The organism is Stenotrophomonas sp. STEN035 (assembly GCF_056759935.1).
In genome coordinates, this window is record NZ_JBRRDY010000009.1 from 98,496 (window position 1) to 116,509 (window position 18,014).

An 18,014-nucleotide genomic window follows, 5' to 3' on the forward strand; every position below is an offset into this window, starting at 1 on the left:
CGTTACTCCTGGATCAATAAGAGAAATAGAGACCGGCAAACATGCCCTTGGAACGGTCGTCCCCGGCCACGCGCAGGCGGTACTGCAGGTTCAGTTCGACAAAGGAGCGCTCGGCACGATGGCTGTCACCACGGAACCAGTAGCGCGCCAGCACGCCAGGCCCGATTCCCAACGTGCCTTCGCGCGCCAACAGGTTGTCGTAACCGCCGGTCAAACCGCCGTAAGGCACCAGCACCAGCCGCGGGCTGGCCTGGTCCATGCGGAATGCTCGGCCGTAGCGCACATCCAGCGTACCCAGCGTCTGCGGGTGCTCGGTGAAGCGATCAGCTTCGGCATACACCTGCCAGTAGTTCCAGTTGCTGACGTCCTGGCGCAGACCACCGCCGCGTCCTTCGGACCATGCTGCACGCAGCAGCCAATCATTGCGGCTGTTGTCACCCACACGCAGGAAACGCTCCACCGCGACGACGACATTCTGCGTGCGAAATGGCTTCCAACGCGCACCCAGCACAGCCTGGTTGGTCGACATGCCAGTCGCGCCACCCGTGCCGTCGTACAGGGCCTGACCCATCCGTGCATACAGCTCGACGCGGGCGCCGTTGCGATTGCCAATCACTGGCGGACGCCAGAACACCTCCTGGCTGGCCTGCAGGGTCTTGCGCGCAGAAAGTGAGGGGGCGAACGCAGGGTTCATCACCCCGACCGTGCCGTAGCCCAGTGCCGCGTTGAAGCCCCACTGCCGCTCCAGGTCGGAGATCGCCTCGGTCAGGTTGCGGCGGACCTTGGGATCCTGGCTCAGCTGGCCCGCGTCGATAGCGTCCACGCCCTTGCTGAACCACGTTGCCGCCCAGTCGTTGCGATAGGCACGCTGCGCGGCATAACCGGCACCGAGCAGCTGGTCAGCAGGCAGCACCTGTGTGCGCAGCGGCTGCAGTTGCGTGCGGGCTGCCGCCTGTTGACCACTCATCGCCAATGCATCGGCATGCAGCACACGGTAGGTGATGTTGTCCGGCTCGGCTTCCGACGCGGTGCCCACTGCAGCCGCAGCCTCACGATACCGGCCGGATGCATAGGCCTTGTAGGCCTGGTCAGCCGCAATGTAGGCAGGGCTGCCCACCGCCCCGCCGCCGCCAAGGGCAACACTGCAGATCATCTGCTCACCCTCGCCGGTACAGAACACCCGCGGCGCCGGTATGCGGTCCGGCGCGCTGCGGATCTCGCCCGCCATGCGCTTGAGCGCGGCCATCTGTTCTTCAGGCAACCAATCCTGGGCCAACGCCAACTCCAGGTCGGCGTCAGCAGCGGCCTTGTCGCCGCTGCGCGCGGCAGCGTAGGCGCGCATCGACAACGCCGACACATCCAGCTCGTCCTGATCCAGCGCGGCAGACGCTGCCTGCCGCGCTTCGACCAACTTCGATAGTTCCAGCAACGAGGTGATCTGCAGATAGCGGTAGCCCGCCACATCAGGTGCGAGCTGGATGGCGCGTGCTGCAGCATCAAGCGCTCCCGCATAGTCCTTGCGCTCGTATGCGCGCCAGGCTTCAGCCGCAGGCACGGTCGCCTGGCGACGTCGCAGTCGATCCAGCAGGGCCGATAAGGTCGTATCGTCCGGGAACGCGCTTACCGCTGCGGCTGCAGCATCTACGGCCGCGTCCAACCTTTCCTGCTTCTCCAATGCGTACACCAGCAAAGTACGCAGCGCGGCATTGTCAGCACCCAGCGTCATTGATTGCCGTGCGAGTGTGGCGGCCTGTTCGAACGCGCCGCTGTTATAGGCCTTGTACGCGGCGTCGCCGGCCTGCCAGGCTTGCTGCGCGCGATCGGCCTGCTTGTTGCGTGGTGCCGTATCACTCACCGCTGGCTTGGGTGCCTGCACGCGGGCCGGCGGCGCAGGCACGCCGCTGGCGGCGCGCTTGGCCTGTTCCGCGGTGCGCAGCAGGTCCTTGAGCGTGGCCAGGTCCGGCCGCAACCGCAGCGCTTCACGTGCCTGCCTGACGGCCTCGTCGTAGTCACCACGCGCATACGCCGCATAGGCCTGTTCGGCATTGCGATAGGCGGCGCCGGACAGCGGCAGTTCGTCGGCCATCGCCGGCGCGCAGGCACCGGCAAGCACGAGGACAACCAGGGGTTTCAACAGTTTCTTGCTCATGCCAGGAACACGTCCGGATGCAGACGTGCTTCGCGCGCACGTCGTTGTTGTTCTTCCACGGCGGTGGTGATGGCCTGCTCACTGGCCACGCCGCGGCGCACCAGGTAGTCACCAATACGGCCATCACGGTGCGGCCGATACTCGTCCAGCGCGGCTTGGAAGTGCTCGCGCGTGATCAGCTTCATTTCCACAAGCAAGTCGCCCAGCAGCGGCACCGCATCGATCCGGTAATCGGAACCACAGATCAGGCGCAGACCAGCATTGATCTCGCTTTCGCGGGCGATGAACTGTTCAACACGCTCGACCTTTGCGGTTTTTGCCAGTGCCTCCAGTACGTTGTCAGGCAGCGTGCTGGTCACGGCCAGGCGCAGGGCCTGCGGTGCGGCACTGGGCAGCGGCAATGCCCGCCATTGCACGCAGGCATCCACAGGCAGCAGGAAATTCCCCTGCTGCAGATAGTCCACATCAATAGCGGCGCGCGGCAGGTCTTCCTGGAAGGAGATCGCCTCGGCCAGGGTTTCGTCATCCAGCCAACCCTGCGCCACCAGGATGCGGCCCAGCGGTTGCTGGCGTCCTCCCTCCTGCTGGTCCAGCGCCTGCTGCAGCCGCTCCGGCTCTACCGCCTGCCAGACGCTGAGCAGTTCGCCCAGGCGCCGACGGATCTGCACCAGCTGGGTGTTGGTCGGGAAGTCATGCATCGTCTTGTCCCAGACCAGACGCTTGCCGAACAGCAGATAGCCGGCAAACAGGCGCCAGGCCCGGGCGGTGGCGGCGCAATTGATGACATTGCCCACGATCATGCGCGGCACCGACATCACGGCATGCTCCCAACCGTACAAACGATTGACGAAATACATGCGCTGCACCACACGCATGACCAATGCGGCGGTGGTGAACAAGGCAATGGCCATGGGCCAGGAGCCCGCCTGGAATACCGTGGGAAACTCCATCTGCCACACACCCGTCACCTTCAGCAGCCAGAACAACATCAGCTGTGCAAACAGCAGATAGGCCAGGATGCTGACGAACGAAGTGATGATGCCCTTGCGATCACGCAGCAGCAGATAGCGGTTGGCCAGGCTGCCGCCCCAGCCCAAGGTCTCCCAGCTCTGCATGCCGATACCCAGCACCCAGCGCGCCTTCTGCCGATAGGCGGCGCGGAAGTTGTCGGGGAAGTATTCACGTACGCACAAGGCCATGCTCAGCTTGCGCTCGCGCGCACCACCCCAGCCAAACCACGACGACGGACGCCGCACCCGGAACTCCACCGGAAAGCGGGCAAAGATCGACTGCATGCCCATGCGCCCCAAGCGCGCACCGATGTCGTAATCCTCGGTCAGGCTGTCGGTGTTGAACGGTTGGCTGTTGGTCTCGGCACTCAGGGCCAGCAGCGCCCTACGCGAAAAACAAGTGCCCACACCGGCCGAGGGCACGGTGCCTGACAGGCTTTCGCGCACCACCAGATCCTTGGCATGCCACTCGGCAAACTCATCCATGTAAGTACCGGCCACAAGCTCATACCACTCGCGGTCCAGCGAGGTCACCGGCAGCTGGATCATGTCCTTGCGCGGTAGCAGGTAATTGTAGAAACGCAGCTCCAGCGGGTGCAGCACGTCCTCGCTGTCATGCAGAACAACGCCAGCGAACTCAATACGGTTGCGCTTTTCGTAATCGAAGATCGACAGCACCAGCCAGTTCAGGCAGTCGGCCTTGTTGGTCGGGCCGTCGTGCGGTACTTCCACCCGCTGCAGGCGACGGTAGCGCCGGCGCATGCGTTCGACTTCGGCGATGGTGTGGCTGTCATTGGGATAGGTACCGACAAACACCACGTACTCCTGGTAATCGAGTACGTCGATCATGTTCTCCACCATCTGCGCGATCACGTCGTACTCAGCCCAGGCCGGCACCATGATCGCAATCGGCTGCTCGGCGCGCGCAAGCAGATCCGTGGCCGCCAGTGGGCGGTACGAGGATCGTTTGAGCACGGTCAACTTGCGCCATACCAGTCGCGTCCAGTACCACGCGTCAATGAACAGATCGTCCAGACTGGACAGCAGGATCAGCACGGCCAACACCAACGCGGCCTTTTCAAGCCCCGCGTAGTAGTTGGCCAGCTGGATGTTCCAGTAGACGGAGTCCATGAGCTATCAGTGCACGTCGGTGAGCTTGCGACGGCTACGGATCTGCGCCACGCGGGCAGCCAGCAGCAGGAACACGATCACGCCGATCAGCAGCAGCAACCACACCATGTGACGCTGCCAGGCAGGCTGCGGGTTGCCATCAACCGCCAGGCGCAGACCTTCCGGGTCGTCTCTGTCGAAATCCTGCACCAAGCCGCGGCCATCGAGCAGTGCCACCGAACCGCGCATCAACCGGAACGGCTCGGCGATGCTGGGAATGCGGCTACCGAGCTCACGGTAGATCACCCCCTGCTTGTCACTGTTGCCGGTCACCTCGACCAACGCTGCGTTGTCCAGGCCCGCCAGGTCCAGCACGGTGTCGTCCTGCTTGCCGCTGATGCGCAGATGTCCGCCATCCACCACGGCAGCACTTTTGACGCCTTCCGGCTGCAGATTGAAGGCCAGGTAGGACTGATCCTGCGTCGGCAAGGACTTGCCTTTCACCACTTCCAGCGTGGCCCGCTCCACTGCTGCACCCACCGAATTACTGATACGGATCACGGTCTGCAGGGTGGTCGGTGCGTTCTGCAGCCACGCCTCCGGCACCAACACCTTGTGCGCGCCGGACAGGTGCGCGGCAGCTCCCACGAAGTCCGCTGCGGTGCCGCGCTCGCCCATCACGATGTGGCTGCTGGGCAGCAATGACACCGGGTAAGGCGTGGCCGGATCATGGCAGTGCGGCCGGGCCGGCTGGCGCAGGAACGACACCCGCACCTCGTTGCGCGCGGCAATCGCGTACAGCGGCACCTTGGCGGCAATGCGCTGCGGCTTGCCGTTGGTATTGAGCACCGTTGCGCCGAGCAGATAGTCGTTGAAGAAGATCGAGGCAACGGCACCTTCACCAGTAGCATTGGGGGCACCGGATACGTCGATGACCACCTCCAACGGCAAGCGTCCCTCGCTGGAAAGCAGGCCCAGGTCGGCATTGGCGGTGCGGTCGCTGCGAGCGATGATGTCCTGGGTACCGGAGAAGGAACCGAGACGATCGAGCAGCACCACACCCTTTTCGTTGACCAGCGGCTGCGCCTTGTTGACCTGCAGGTTCTGGCCCAGTGCGTAGGCACGCCACTGCGCACCCAGCAGGCCGGCAACCTCGGCGGCGGCACCAGTACCCACCACCAGCATCGGCTGCCCAGCAACCACGCCGGCACCGACATTGCGACCTTCCACGGCAGTTTCCAGAGTGGACATGCTGCTCTTGCGCCAAGCGGCGAATGCCGCAGCGCCTTCGGCATCGGCACTGCCCACCTGCGTGGCCAGTGCATCCAGTGCGCGCTTGACCGCAGTGCGCAGTGCCGGGCTGGCGACGGCAACATCCAGCGGTAGGCCGCTGTTGCGGCCCAGCGACAGCAGCGCCCCCACCTCGGCCTCGCTGCCTACCCGGTGCTGTGCTTCACCTGCGGCCAGCGCTGCGTAAGCCGGTACCGCCATCAGGCTGGTCGGCACCTGGGTGCCACGCAGATCGATGCTGTCACCCACCTTGGGCAACGCCGTCACGGTCACCCGCTTGCCAGCTGACTCCAGCACCGCGCCAACGCGCCAGGCGGTGTCGTAGCTGGCAGCGTCCAGCTGCCGCCCGTCCACCAACAAGCGCACGCTGCGCGGCAGCGCGCTCCAGGCTTTGGCCACGGTATCGATGGCACGGCCATCGAACTGATAGCTGAAACGCGTTTCCGGCGCGATCCGCAGGACGTTGGCCGGTGCGCTCTGGTCAGCGCACTGGTAGTCCGACACGGTCGACCACCAACCCACACCGAAGCGCACAAAACCACTGGAACGCGGGAATCCATCTATGCCGATCAGCTGGCTGAGGTCGCCCTGGGGATCGGTGACGGTGCGCGCTGCCACCGCATCATCATCGATGCTCAACAGGTTGGAGGTGCGGCCCGGATGACCACGCAGATAGCGTGCATCCAGCTGCAGCTGCGCGTTCTGGGTGGCAATACCGGCCGGCACCGGCAGATAGATCTCACGCTGGTTGTCCTGACCGCGCAGGCTGATGGGCTGGGTGAAGCCCAGGTCGCGCAAGGTCATGTTGCGCGATACAAGGGCATTGGCGCTCCACTCCCGGAACTGGCCACCCGCTGTATCGGCAGCAGACGCCGGCAAAGCAATGCTCAATGCGAGCACAAGCAAGGGCAGAGCGACACCCTTGGTGCCAGGTTTACGTGCATAAAAGGTCATCAGGCACACTCGATTTGGTTTGACTGGTTGCGCTTCTTGGATACTTCGGCAGAGCCATCCGGGACGAACTCGTGATACGGCGCGTTGATCAACGCCGCAACGATGCGCTCGCTCGCCCCTCCATCGCCGTAGGGACTCAGATGGGGATCGAAACGGGCCACCCGCGCTGGCTGTGCCAAGGCCTGCCGGACCGCGCTGACGATGCGATCCGATGCGGTTCCCACCAAGGTGACCACGCCCATGGCGACAGCTTCGGGGCGCTCGGTGACGTCGCGCATGACCAGCACCGGGCGGCCCAATGCAGGCGCTTCTTCCTGCACGCCGCCGGAATCGGTCAGGATCACATCCGCCCGCTGCATCAGGCGCACGAAGCTCAGGTAATCCTGCGGCGGCAGAAGATGGATGTTGTCCTTGCCTGCCAGATGGGCATGGACCGGCCCCTGCACGTTGGGATTCAAGTGAACCGGATAGACAATATCCAGATCGGGCTCAGCAGCGAGCGCGGACAAGGCGATGCAAATGTTGTTGAAGCCTTCACCGAAGCTCTCACGGCGATGGCCGGTTACCAGAAGCACCCGGCGCCCCGCTCGCAACGGCAGCCCCGCATCGATCGAAGCCTGCAGTTCCAGATCGCCATCAAGCCGTTCAACGCTCAGCTTCAGCGCATCAATGACGGTATTTCCAGTAACGATGACCTGTCCGGACGGGCTCTCATTGGCCAGATTCAGCCGCGAGCTCTCAGTCGGTGCAAACAGATAGTCTGCGACCAGGTCCACGACACGACGATTCAGTTCCTCCGGCCATGGCTTGTGCAGATCGCCGGTGCGTAGTCCTGCTTCGACATGGCCGATCCGGATCCGCCGATGGAAAGCTGCCATCGCGGCGGTCATCGCCGTGGTTGTATCGCCATGGACCAGAACGAGATCAGGCTGAACCTTTGCGTACAGATCATCCAGCCGCTCGTACAAGCGAGCGCACAATCCGTTCAAGGTCTGATTGCCCGTCATCACATCCAGATCAACGTCCGGGACGATCTGGAAAAGCTGCAGAACCTGATCCAGCATCGCTCGATGCTGTCCGGTGGTCGCAACGATTGATTCAACTCCCGGAGCGGCAGCTAGAACTCGTACCAACGGCCCCATCTTGATCGCCTCAGGACGGGTCCCAAAAACCGACAAAATCCGCATTGCCCCCCCGATCAGAACAACATCGTACCCACATGTACGTGGGCACAGATATTACACCGGTGTGCCGGGGATGTCCTTAAACTGAGAACAACGTCACAAACGTAAGAAGCATCTATATGTGACAGAAATTAGTCACTACCTTGTGCGCGCTCTACGCACAACCTGCAACTCACTGATTAATTTGAAATACATTCCGCAGATAGGACAGATAGCCCGGATCATCACACATGCTCTTGCCGGGCGAGTCGCTGAGCTTGGCCACCGGCTGGCCATTGCAGCGGACCATCTTGATGACGATGTTCAGCGGCGTCGGGCCCAGATCATTGGTCAGGTGGGTGCCAACACCGAAAGCGACCTGGCAGCGGCCACGGAAGTGGTCATACAGCTGCATCACTTTTTCGATGTTCAAGCCATCGCTGAACACCAGCACCTTGCTGGTGGGGTCAACGCGATTGGCCTTGAAGTGGGCGAGCATGCGGTCGCCCCAGGCAACCGGGTCGCCGGAATCATGGCGCACGCCATCAAACAGTTTGCAGAAATACATATCGAAGTCGCGCAGGAAGGCTTCCAGCCCGACCACGTCGGACAGGGCAATGCCCAGATCGCCACGGTACTCACGCGCCCAGGATTCCAAAGCTGCCACCTGTGAGTCACGCAGACGCGGCCCCAGCGCCTGAAAGGCCTGCAGATACTCATGCGCCATGGTGCCGTGCGGGGTCATGCCATACATGCGCGCGAAATAGACGTTACTGGTGCCGACAAACTGCGAGCCCAACGCATCACGCAGCATCGGTAGCATCCGCCCGTGCCATTGCCGCGAGTAGCGACGTCGGCTGCCGTAATCGGCGATGCGGCAGTTCTCGAACCCGGCGCTATCGCGCAGCAACGCGGTCTTGGCCTGCAGGCGACGCTCGCCCTCGGCGAAATCAGCGGTGGTGGTGTTGCGGAACCAGACCTCGTTGATGATCGCCAGCAACGGCACTTCAAACATTATGGTGTGCAGCCACGGGCCGGTGATATCCAGCTCGATCTCGCCCGGCACGGTCTGCGATGCACGCAGGCTGATGTACTTGCGGTCCAGGTGGAACAGGCCGAGGAAGTCGGCGAAGTCCGGCTTCACGAAGCGCAGACCACGCATGTACTTCAACTCGTCGTCGGTGAAGCGCAAGCTGCACAGATGATCGATCTCGGCACTGATCTCGTCCATGTACGCAGCCAGATCAATTCCCGGCGTGCGGCATTTGAACCGGTACTGGACGATGGCGCCTGGGTACTGGTGCAGTACCGCCTGCATCATCGTGAACTTGTAGAGGTCGGTGTCGAGCAGGGATTGGATGATCATGCCCCGCATTATGCGCTGGCTGGCGGCCCGGGTTCAGGCTGGCGCGGCTGCTTGTTCATGGTCTGTGGCGGGCAAGGGGCTTAGGGCTGATGGCGTCTTCTCGAAGAGCACCCCTCCCAAACCCTCCCCTGCGCGGTGCGCAAGGGAGGGAGCGATGCACGCTTCTGCCCCCTCCTTTTGGCGTAGCCAAGGGGAGGGTTGGGGAGGGGTGCTTTGAATGCCCCAACACCCCAAGATCCAAACTTATTTCAGCAACAACCGGGGCACCTGCAACGCCGCATGCGCCCAGATCGCACACCACACCCCCGCCCTGACCGGCAGGCTGCGCTGGCTGGCTTCAAACTTGCGGAAGTAACGCCATAGCCCGCGATGCTTGTGCCATTCCACAAAGAACGGTCGCGAGCGACTGGATACACCACGCACGTGCAGCACCTTCAGATCATTGGCGATGGCCACTACCGCACCGGCCTGACGCGCACGTCGACACAGATCCAGATCTTCGGCATGCAAGCGATAGCCATCGTCCCAGCCATGCAGACGGTCGAACAAACCTCGTGGCATCAGTAACAAGGCGCCCGACAAAGCCTGCACCTGCTGCAACGCTGCGGAATGGTCTACTTCCACCGCCAGCCGCGAGCCCGCGCCTGGATTGCGCAGCATCGCGGCGAAGTCCGGGTCACGTCGTCGCACGGCCGCATCGGCCACGCCGCTCTCGTCCAACTGCTCCACACCCAACAGACAGTCGCCAAAGGGCTGGCCCAAGCGCCGCAGCTGCGACAAGGTCTGCGGCTCGACCATCAGATCCGGATTGATGAAGGCCAGCCACGGCATATGACATTCACGCGCGCCTTGGTTGCAGGCGGTGGCGAAGCCCGGATTGTCCGGGTTGGCAATGAAACGCACCCGCGCATCGGCCAGGGCATGCCGCTGTGCGATCGCCAGCGAGCCATCACGTGAAGCGTTGTCCACTACCCTGATCTCGGCCACGTCCTCGGCCGCGCGCAGCCGCTGCAGGCATTGATCCAGCGTGCTCGCACTCTCGTAACTGACCACCACAACTGCAATTGAATCGCTCACACCGGCTCCGCGCCTGGAAGGGAACCACAGGCGTCGAACAGGTCGGGCTGGGCTTGCGGCATTATCGCCTGCTCGCACAACTGCTGCAGTTGCTGGCGATGCGCGTACAGCGGGTCATTCATCAGGAATGCGGCCAGCCGCGCAGTCCATACCGGCCAGCGATTGGCCAGCACCTCCATGTCGCCCTCAGCCGGCCTGCCTTCGCTCTGGCGACCGACAAAGGCGTTGTCACACAGCACGTTGCGCCAACCCAGCCCACTCATGCGCAGGCTCAGGTCTACCAGCGCGGCATACCACGAGCCGTAGCTATGGATATCCAGCCCACCCGCGCGACGACGTGCACTGCCGCGTATCAGCACCGCATGGGTGACCGCCGAAGGCAGCTCGGGCTGCAGCAAGGGCATTGCCGCCAAGGCCAGCAGCAACCGTGCCGGATCGGCAGGCAGCGGATTGAGTTCACCGGCGCGTGGCCACGATACGGCCTCGCCGGCGTTGCTCCACGGCGTGGCGGTGGCGATGGAGGCATCACGCGCCAGGCAGTCGCTGAGCTGCTGCAACCACCCCGCCATCGGCAACGCATCCGGCGCCAGCACGGCGACGTCGGCATCGCCGCAGGCTTTCAGCATCTCATCCAGATGCGCCGCCTCGCCGATCGGACGCGGACGGCGTGTGTACTCGGCCTGCAGGTGGGTGCTGGCGAGCCAATGTTCGATCACCACCTGTCCACGCGGCCCACTCTGGCCATCATCGGCCAGCCATACCGGCGTTCCGGCCGGCGTGTGTTTTTCCAATGCCGCCAGGCAAGCATCAAGCGCCGCGTCGTCCACACCCACCGGCAACAGAATGACCGGCAGCGTCATGCTCAGCGCCCCTTGGGTGCGTTGATCGGATCCAGCGCACGGAACTTACTGCCGTACTCGTCAGTGAGATTGCGCGCTTCTTGCGGGTTGCGGACGATGGTCGGGGTCAGCAGCACAATCACTTCGCTGCGTCGGCTGCTTTGGGTCTTGCGGCCGAACAGGCCACCGATCACTGGCAGTCGGCTCAACCCGGGCAGACCGGATGAGCCCTTGGTGGCGCTGTCCTCGATCAAGCCGGCCAGCATCACCGTGTCGCCGGCGTTGACTGCCGCTTCGGTCTTCATGCGACGGGTGTTGATGCGCACGTTGCCGTTGTCATCAGGCTCTCCCTCAGGCGAACTGACTTCCTGCACGATGTCCAGGAACACCATCCCATCGCGGGTAACACGTGGGCGCACCTTGAGGATGGTGCCGGTTTCCAGGTACTGCACCTGCGCGTACTGGTTGTCGCTGATGCCAGACACCGACACCGAATACACCGGGATCTTGCTGCCCACATTCAGGGTGGCCACTGCGTTGTTGCGTACGAACAGCGACGGTGTCTGCAGCAGGCGGACATCGGTGACCTGGTCCAGCGCCGTGATCACCGCAGCAGCGTTCTTGCCGAGGAAGGTCCAGCTCAGACCGCCGCCGCCCTTGCCATCACCGGGAATCAACGAACCAGCGATATCACCCCAGATGCCGCGCCCTAGGGCTGACGGCAGGCCGGCACCACCCTTGTCGACGGCGGCGTTGACCGCCTGCTCGAAATACCAGTTGACGCCATAACTCAGGTCGCCGCTCAAAGCGACTTCGGCAACCTGCGCCTCGATATGCACCTGCATCGGCATCACGTCGAGTTTTTCCACCACCTCGCGGATCGAACGCCATGCCTGCGGCGTGCTGCGCACCAACAAGGTATTGGTTTCCTCCACGGCGGAAACACCGACGCGGTCGCCCTCCACTTCCAAGGTCACGCTGCCATTGCCGGAACTGCGCTGCGGCAAGGCCATGCCCTCACCCATTCCGTTGCTCCCGCTTCCGCCGGCCATGCCATCGCTTTTACCGAACGAACCGCCGCCGTCACCAAGCTTGTCGTCGGCGCTGGCCGATGGATCGACGGTGCCCCCGCCTTGCAGGTTGATCGCGCTGGCGCCAGGGGCCAGCGAAGCGGGACCGCTCTGCCCGCCACGCGAACCACTGCCAGCGCCAAACACTTCGGCCAGCCGCTCTGCGAGGTCCTTGGCCTTGATGTACTTCAACTCATGCGAGAACAGACGGGCGCTGCCACCGGCACTGTCAATGCGATCCAGCCACTGCTGGATCTGGTCCAGATAACGCGCCTGCGGGGTGATCACCAGCACCGCGTTGGCATTGTCCAGCGGCATGAAACGGAACATGCCGGCGCTGGGCGTCTTGCTGCCTTCGCCAAATACCTTCTCAAGGTCACTGGCCACCTGCGAAGCGCGTCCGGACTGGATCGGGAACACGCCCACCGACATGCCCGACAGCCAATCCACATCGAATATCTCGACCGTGCGCAGGTAGTTCTCCAGCTCGGTGCGGGTGCCGCCCAAGGTGATCACATTGCGCGAGCCATCGACGCCGACGATGGCGTTGGGGCGTGCATAAGGCTCCAGCACTTTCTTCATCTCGCTGGCCGAGATGTATTGCAGCGGCACCACACGTACTTCGTAACCGCGTGCGGCCGAGGCCGGTGCGGTGCTCGGCGCGACCGTGCCTGCCAGCGACTGGTCAGCCGGCACCACGTTGTAACGGCCACCGCTGTAGATCAGGCGAGCGTTGTTCCAGCCCAGCACCATCTCCAGCAGGTTCAACGCCTGCGCCGGCGATACCGGCTTGGGCGTGGCCAGGGTTACCGTGCCCTGCACCGTTGGGGCGATGACGTAGTTCTGGCCCAGCATGTCGCCGAGGATGGCCTTGGTGACCGCCTGTACCGACTCGCCTTCAAAGTTGAATACCGCCGTACCGTTGCCAGCCGCAGTCAACGCAGGTGCCGGTGCCGAGGCAGCTGCGCGATTGATCACGGTGCCGTTGCCACGCCGGATCACCGCACGCCCCTGATTGTCATCGGCCTTGGGTGCCTCTTCGGCGCTCAGGGGATTGGTTCGTGCGGCCTCACCTGGGACTGGCGTGCGCGTGTCCGGCGCAGCAGTGCGGCGGATATCCGGCGTCGGCGTGGTGACGCAGCCACTCAGGGCGCCGATCAGCAGGCTGGCTGCAACTATGCGTGATGTCATGCGCTCACTCTACGGGTTCTGGCGGCCGGAGCCGCCGTTCTGATTCTGTTGTGCCTGCCGACGGCGGGCCTGGATGCGATCACGGATCGCCTTGATCTGGTCTGCTGACGGTGCAACCGGATCGGCTGCTGGCGGCGGTGTGGGTACGGCGACCGGCGGAGGAATCGGCTGCGCATTGCCAGGCATGGGCGCTGCAGCACCGTCTATTGGCGGTTTGGGCCCGCCACTGAACACCTGCAGTTCCAGATTGAGCGTGCCTGCCGGCCCACTGACCATGGCGCTGCGCGGCTGCAGCGACAGCAGTTGCCAACCGTCCTGCACCTCGCCGCCCAGACGCAGACGCAGCGACTTGCCTTGCTCGGTGGTCAGCGTGACCATGTCCAGGTCCGGCGTCATCAAGACACCGGTCAAGCGCACACTGGCTGCTGCGGGTTCGCCGGCTTCGCCGATGAAAAACGGGTGCGGCCGCCGATCGCTGGCAAACAGCGGCCGGCTCAAGGCCTCGGAATTGTCGGCAACCGCAAGCGGCGCAGGCTGCGGAACCGCTGGCAAGGCCGGCACGTCCAGTGCGGCAGTGCCGCTGCTGATCCTGCTGCCCAGGCCAAACAGGCACGCGGCCCAGACCAATAGTGCCCAGCCCGCGAATGCGCCCAACAACCAGGTGCGCAGACCCGCTACGTCATTGCGCATTGGCTGCCTCCGTGGCCGGCGCGACTACGCCGGGGCGCAGATAGCCGCTGAGCTCGAAACTCACATCAAGGCCACCACCGCCTTCACCCATGCCAGCGGACAGGATGTCGAGCCGGTCCACACGCAATTGCGGCGTTCCGGTCTCCAATGTCTGCAACACGCTCATCCATTCGTTCATGCCGCAACGCAGCCGCGCCTGCACCGCCACCCGCGGAAAGCGGCCAGTGCTGTCGGCCGGCAACGGCGAGCGGTCGCTGATCGCACAACTGCGCTGATCCGGGCTGGCCAGCCGCGCGGCCTCTTCCAGTCGCTGCACAAGTTTGGAGGTCGCAAGTTCCGCCGAGCTTTCAGCCATGAAGCCGGGTTGATCGGCCAGTGTCTGCTGTGCCTGCTGCAACCGTTGCGCGATATGCGGGGCCTGCCGCAGCTGTATGCCGATGCGCTGCTGGCGCTCCTGCAACGCCTGGATTTCCGCGTCGACCGCCAGCATTGGGCGGACCCACAAGGGCTGCACCAGCAGCAGGTAGATCACGCCCAGTACGGCCAGCAGCAGACCAAGGGCCAACCAGCGGTCACGGCGCGCGGGGTGCGGTGCCATCGGCAGCCTCCTGGTTGGGGCCGCGCAGTTCTGCGGTCAAGGTGAAACGTTCACGCCCGGCACCTTGGCCAGCCTGCAACACGCCGGTCAATGATGGCGTCTTCCACAACTTGGAACCTTCCAGCTTGGAGACCAGCGAGGACGCACTGCTGCTCATGCCGATCAGCTGCATGCGCCCGCCTTCAATCGAGAGCTTTTCCAGCGAGGTGTCATCGCCCAGCCGTTGACTGAGCTCATTGATGAGCTCGGTAGCAGAAGCCTGCTGGGCACGCTGTGCAGTAAAGAATTGCTGACCATCGACCAGATCCTGCAACTGCTGCCGCTGCGCAGCCACCGCCCGTGCGCGAACCGCCGAGGCCTCCACCTGCGCCGACAACTGCGCGGCGGCGGCGCGGCGGTTTTCCAGCAACTGCCAGGCAGCCAGCACCAGCATCACCAAGCCTGCGATCAACAACAGTCGGTTGAGCCTGCGCATCGGATCGATACGCTGCCTGCGCATCGGCAGCGGCAGCAGATTCACGCCCAAGGGCTGGCCTTCAGCACCGACCGCATCCACGCCATCAAGCTGCTGCTGCCACACCTCAACCGGACCCAGCAACGCATCCACCAACTGCCGCGGTGCGACCACCAGTTCGGTATCCAATTGACCGTCGTCGCGACGCTGCAACAGGCGCACGTCGTAGTACACCTGCCCGGCGCTGAAGGGAGTTTGCCGGTCAATCTCGAAACCCAGCACTTCGCGCAGGCGTGCCTCGGCCGCGCCCGGCATGCGCAGGGGCTTGCGCAGTACTGCGCTGACCGGCAACAGCCCGTAGCGCGGCAAGCCGGCCACGCGTGGCGGCAAGGCAGCTTCCACCTCGTTGGGCACCGAGCCGCTGGGCAGCACCTGCAGCGACTGCCGTTGGCCGCCCTGCAACAGCGACACCGTCAGCTTCGCGCCGGCAGGCTCCAGCAGCAAGCGCGCATCGGAGACCCCAAGCAGGGCCCGCCAACGTGACGGCAGCCACGACAGCAACGCCTGCGACCACCACGCCCAGAAGCCACCGGCACCCGGCACGATGCGTGCACTCACCTGCCCCAGTCGTTCACGCAACCCCGTCATCTAGACATCGCTCCCTGTTCCCACTGCAGCACCGTATACGGCGCACCGGCCATAGCACCGGGATTAAGACGGACCACGGCACGGGTGACCGCTTGCCGCTCGGCCACCAGCTGCACCTTGCTTTCGACACTATAAGTGCCGCTGTCGCCTCCCAAGGGTGAAGTTTCGCCCATCCCGGCACTGCCGTCTGCACGCTCACGCTGGGCCATGATCAGCGCCGCATCCATCCCCATCGCGGTCAGCACCGGCGCTGGTGCGAAACGTGGATTGGGCTGGCCGCTACCGTACACCGTCACCAACGGTGCCAGCTGCGCATAAAGCTCCGGCTCCATACCGAGCACCCGCTGCAGCTCGCTGATACTGTCAAACGGCGCGTTCTTGGCGCCGTACGGCAGGCCAGCAGCCTGATAGTCTGCGGTTTCCGCGCCGCCGGAGACCTGCAGCAACGAATCGACGTCACGCCAATCGACGATGGCGCCGGCCAAGCGCGCGGCTTTGTCAGGCGCCACTCCGAGTGCACGCAACAGGCCTTGTAGCAGGTTCAGATCACCCTTGTTCAGATCGACCTTGCCGGCCTCATCAACGATACGCAGCTCCACCGCATGGCCGTCAAACTGCCAGCGGTAGGGCCGTCCGTCGGCGTGCCAGCTGGGCTGGGTGGGCGTAGCGCGCATCCGCGACAGCGCGTAATCGATACCGGCATGGGCGATCTGCTCGCCTCCGGCAAGGTCGCCGGTCACCCGGCCCTGCTGGTGTTCGACCCGCGCAGTCAGCGCAAACGCCGCAATGACGGTGGTCAACAGCGCCACTACCCACAGCACCAGCACCAGGGCCGCGCCGCGCATCTTCATCGCCAGCTCCCGGCGACGCCGTGCTGCGGCAATGCCACGACCAGTGGCGGCCACGCTGGGCCACGTGCTGGGGTGATGTCGATGGAGACCAAGGCTGGCATGCGCCCCGGCGAATCCCAGCTGTCCTGCCAGCGGCCCATGGCGCCGGTATTCGGATCGGTACCGCGATAGCGCAGCTTCACCTGCTTGAGATCGTCGGCCAGCAACTCGCTGCCACGTGGCGGGTTTTCTTCCAGCAGCTCACCGTTCTGCAGCAAGGTCAGGCCGATCCGCAGCTGCTGCCTGTCACCGTTGCCGCTGACCTCAAGCGTGTGCAGATAGGGACCGCCGCGGCCTAGATAATTCGGCACATTGGCGACAAACCGCAGTTGCTGCGGCGTGCCGGTAAACACCTTGGCACTGCCGTTCAGCGCATCGCGCTGCATTGGCAATGGCATCGCCGAGACCAGTCGTCTGCGCAGGAAACCCTCGACCGCGCGCATACGTTCGTTGCCACTGGCAATCGCCTCACCACGGCTGCTGATCGCCAGCGTCGAACGCACAGCGGCAAATGCCAGCGCCATGCCGGCGGCGAGCAACACAGTGGCCAGCAGCACCTCGATCAAGGTGAAGCCGCGTGTGCGCACTGGCCGCGATCGCCCCAGTGAACGCTTCATGGCGGCGCCTCCAGCGGCGCGTTGCCACGCAGCCGCAGCGTGCGCCAACGCAGTTGTTCCTGTGCACTGTCGCCCCAGCGCACCTGCAGATCCAGCAGCCATAGCCGCGCCTGCTGCTGGCGCGGCTCGACATAGGGGGAAACCTGCAGACTCCAGTGATAGCGGCCCTGCTCCCATTCGCCCTGCTGGCGACCAGCGCTCAACGGCGCTTCAACCCCAGTCACTGCAAGCAACGACTGCGCATGCAGCGCGGCACGACCATAACCATCGGCCATGCTGACCTGACGTGCGGCGCCAGACAGACTGCCCAGCAACAGCGTCATCGCCAAGGCCAGCAAGGCGAAGGCGACGATCACCTCAATCAGCGAATAGCCGCGTTGGCGCTTCATCCAGCGCCCTCGCGCAGCGGGCCGGCCTTGACCTCGCCGGTGATCCACGCCACGTCGATACGCCACACCGCCTTGCCTGCGCGCAGTTCGATCCGGCCACCGCTGGAGGCACCATCTTCAAAGAAACGGATGACGCCTTCATCCTTGCGCGTCTGCAATTGGCCTGCGCCGGTGAAGCTCACCGTCAGCGCCTGTGGCAGCTCGCCATGATGACCATCCGCACCCTGCCAGCGCCGACTGCCGGGATTGATCTGCAATTGCTGGACAACGCCGGTGCTGATCGCGCGAGTGCGGGTATAACGCAACTCCGCCGCCAAGGCCTTGCCGGCCGAACGCAGGCGCATGCCGTCCATTCCGCCGCTCATCGCCATTGCCGCCATCAAGGCCAACGCGGCCACCAGCGCCAGCACCAGCACCATCTCCAGCAGCGACATGCCGCGCATTGCGCCGCGCCGCGCGGGTACGGCACGCAGGGCGGCAAACGGAAGCGGAGTACGCGACGCGGCCAT

At 64.2% G+C, this 18,014-nt stretch carries 15 protein-coding genes; all 15 read right to left on the reverse strand.

The features are described from left to right. Positions 1-13: 13 nt before the first annotated feature. The 15 genes from ACVOLL_RS06875 to xpsH all read right to left on the reverse strand — a co-directional run bounded on the left by ACVOLL_RS06875 (position 14) and on the right by xpsH (position 18,014). Entirely contained in the window at positions 14-2,149 is a 2,136-nt protein-coding gene (locus ACVOLL_RS06875) for a bacteriophage N4 adsorption protein A (protein ID WP_481512222.1), read from the reverse strand. Next, positions 2,146-4,290: a glycosyl transferase family protein gene (locus tag ACVOLL_RS06880; protein WP_481512223.1), complete on the reverse strand. Its 2,145-nt coding sequence runs from the start codon at positions 4,288-4,290 to the stop codon at positions 2,146-2,148. Before ACVOLL_RS06880 ends, ACVOLL_RS06875 begins: the two co-directional genes overlap by 4 nt. A gap of 6 nt (positions 4,291-4,296) precedes the next feature. Further along, positions 4,297-6,513 carry a cellulose biosynthesis cyclic di-GMP-binding regulatory protein BcsB gene (locus ACVOLL_RS06885; RefSeq protein ID WP_481512224.1) on the reverse strand — a complete coding sequence of 739 codons (2,217 nt, stop codon included), beginning with the start codon at positions 6,511-6,513 and terminating at the stop codon, positions 4,297-4,299. Beyond that, on the reverse strand, positions 6,513-7,700 hold the full coding sequence (gene wecB, locus ACVOLL_RS06890; protein WP_481512225.1) for a non-hydrolyzing UDP-N-acetylglucosamine 2-epimerase: 1,188 nt from the start codon (positions 7,698-7,700) through the stop codon (positions 6,513-6,515). Before wecB ends, ACVOLL_RS06885 begins: the two co-directional genes overlap by 1 nt. 169 nt (positions 7,701-7,869) lie before the next feature. After that, on the reverse strand, positions 7,870-9,042 hold the full coding sequence (pncB, locus tag ACVOLL_RS06895) for a nicotinate phosphoribosyltransferase (protein WP_481512226.1): 1,173 nt from the start codon (positions 9,040-9,042) through the stop codon (positions 7,870-7,872). Positions 9,043-9,285: 243 nt separating this feature from the next. Continuing rightward, on the reverse strand, positions 9,286-10,119 hold the full coding sequence (locus ACVOLL_RS06900) for a glycosyltransferase family 2 protein (protein WP_481512227.1): 834 nt from the start codon (positions 10,117-10,119) through the stop codon (positions 9,286-9,288). Continuing rightward, positions 10,116-10,979 (reverse strand): glycosyltransferase family 2 protein, encoded by an 864-nt coding sequence (locus tag ACVOLL_RS06905; RefSeq protein ID WP_481512228.1) that lies wholly within the window; start codon positions 10,977-10,979, stop codon positions 10,116-10,118. Before ACVOLL_RS06905 ends, ACVOLL_RS06900 begins: the two co-directional genes overlap by 4 nt. A gap of 2 nt (positions 10,980-10,981) precedes the next feature. Continuing rightward, positions 10,982-13,219, reverse strand: coding sequence for a type II secretion system secretin GspD (gene gspD, locus ACVOLL_RS06910; protein WP_481512229.1), 2,238 nt, complete (start codon positions 13,217-13,219; stop codon positions 10,982-10,984). Positions 13,220-13,228: 9 nt separating this feature from the next. After that, positions 13,229-13,909: a type II secretion system protein XpsN gene (locus ACVOLL_RS06915; RefSeq protein ID WP_481512230.1), complete on the reverse strand. Its 681-nt coding sequence runs from the start codon at positions 13,907-13,909 to the stop codon at positions 13,229-13,231. Continuing rightward, the gene (gspM, locus tag ACVOLL_RS06920) at positions 13,899-14,507 is read right to left on the reverse strand and encodes a type II secretion system protein GspM (RefSeq protein ID WP_481512231.1); all 609 of its coding nucleotides are present in this window, start codon (positions 14,505-14,507) and stop codon (positions 13,899-13,901) included. Before gspM ends, ACVOLL_RS06915 begins: the two co-directional genes overlap by 11 nt. Beyond that, positions 14,482-15,609 (reverse strand): PilN domain-containing protein, encoded by a 1,128-nt coding sequence (locus ACVOLL_RS06925; RefSeq protein WP_481512232.1) that lies wholly within the window; start codon positions 15,607-15,609, stop codon positions 14,482-14,484. The genes gspM and ACVOLL_RS06925 overlap by 26 nt, the downstream gene beginning before the upstream one ends. Further along, the gene (locus ACVOLL_RS06930; RefSeq protein ID WP_481512248.1) at positions 15,606-16,460 is read right to left on the reverse strand and encodes a type II secretion system minor pseudopilin; all 855 of its coding nucleotides are present in this window, start codon (positions 16,458-16,460) and stop codon (positions 15,606-15,608) included. The genes ACVOLL_RS06925 and ACVOLL_RS06930 overlap by 4 nt, the downstream gene beginning before the upstream one ends. Then, entirely contained in the window at positions 16,457-17,116 is a 660-nt protein-coding gene (locus ACVOLL_RS06935; protein WP_481512233.1) for a prepilin-type N-terminal cleavage/methylation domain-containing protein, read from the reverse strand. The genes ACVOLL_RS06930 and ACVOLL_RS06935 overlap by 4 nt, the downstream gene beginning before the upstream one ends. Next, positions 17,113-17,505, reverse strand: coding sequence for a type II secretion system protein XpsI (gene xpsI / locus ACVOLL_RS06940; RefSeq protein ID WP_481512234.1), 393 nt, complete (start codon positions 17,503-17,505; stop codon positions 17,113-17,115). Before xpsI ends, ACVOLL_RS06935 begins: the two co-directional genes overlap by 4 nt. Further along, positions 17,502-18,014, reverse strand: a complete 513-nt coding sequence (gene xpsH / locus ACVOLL_RS06945) for a type II secretion system protein XpsH (RefSeq protein ID WP_481512235.1) — start codon at positions 18,012-18,014, stop codon at positions 17,502-17,504. The genes xpsI and xpsH overlap by 4 nt, the downstream gene beginning before the upstream one ends.

What these genes read in the sequence shown, in the direction of transcription:
- ACVOLL_RS06875 (WP_481512222.1), bottom strand. Translation starts at nt 2,149, where the DNA reads ATGAGCAAGAAACTGTTGAAACCCCTGGTTGTCCTCGTGCTTGCCGGT.
- ACVOLL_RS06880 (WP_481512223.1), bottom strand. Translation starts at nt 4,290, where the DNA reads ATGGACTCCGTCTACTGGAACATCCAGCTGGCCAACTACTACGCGGGG.
- ACVOLL_RS06885 (WP_481512224.1), bottom strand. Translation starts at nt 6,513, where the DNA reads ATGACCTTTTATGCACGTAAACCTGGCACCAAGGGTGTCGCTCTGCCC.
- wecB (WP_481512225.1), bottom strand. Translation starts at nt 7,700, where the DNA reads ATGCGGATTTTGTCGGTTTTTGGGACCCGTCCTGAGGCGATCAAGATG.
- pncB (WP_481512226.1), bottom strand. Translation starts at nt 9,042, where the DNA reads ATGATCATCCAATCCCTGCTCGACACCGACCTCTACAAGTTCACGATG.
- ACVOLL_RS06905 (WP_481512228.1), bottom strand. Translation starts at nt 10,979, where the DNA reads ATGACGCTGCCGGTCATTCTGTTGCCGGTGGGTGTGGACGACGCGGCG.
- gspD (WP_481512229.1), bottom strand. Translation starts at nt 13,219, where the DNA reads ATGACATCACGCATAGTTGCAGCCAGCCTGCTGATCGGCGCCCTGAGT.
- ACVOLL_RS06915 (WP_481512230.1), bottom strand. Translation starts at nt 13,909, where the DNA reads ATGCGCAATGACGTAGCGGGTCTGCGCACCTGGTTGTTGGGCGCATTC.
- gspM (WP_481512231.1), bottom strand. Translation starts at nt 14,507, where the DNA reads ATGGCACCGCACCCCGCGCGCCGTGACCGCTGGTTGGCCCTTGGTCTG.
- ACVOLL_RS06925 (WP_481512232.1), bottom strand. Translation starts at nt 15,609, where the DNA reads ATGACGGGGTTGCGTGAACGACTGGGGCAGGTGAGTGCACGCATCGTG.
- ACVOLL_RS06930 (WP_481512248.1), bottom strand. Translation starts at nt 16,460, where the DNA reads ATGAAGATGCGCGGCGCGGCCCTGGTGCTGGTGCTGTGGGTAGTGGCG.
- ACVOLL_RS06935 (WP_481512233.1), bottom strand. Translation starts at nt 17,116, where the DNA reads ATGAAGCGTTCACTGGGGCGATCGCGGCCAGTGCGCACACGCGGCTTC.
- xpsI (WP_481512234.1), bottom strand. Translation starts at nt 17,505, where the DNA reads ATGAAGCGCCAACGCGGCTATTCGCTGATTGAGGTGATCGTCGCCTTC.
- xpsH (WP_481512235.1), bottom strand. Translation starts at nt 18,014, where the DNA reads ATGGCCGCGTCGCGTACTCCGCTTCCGTTTGCCGCCCTGCGTGCCGTA.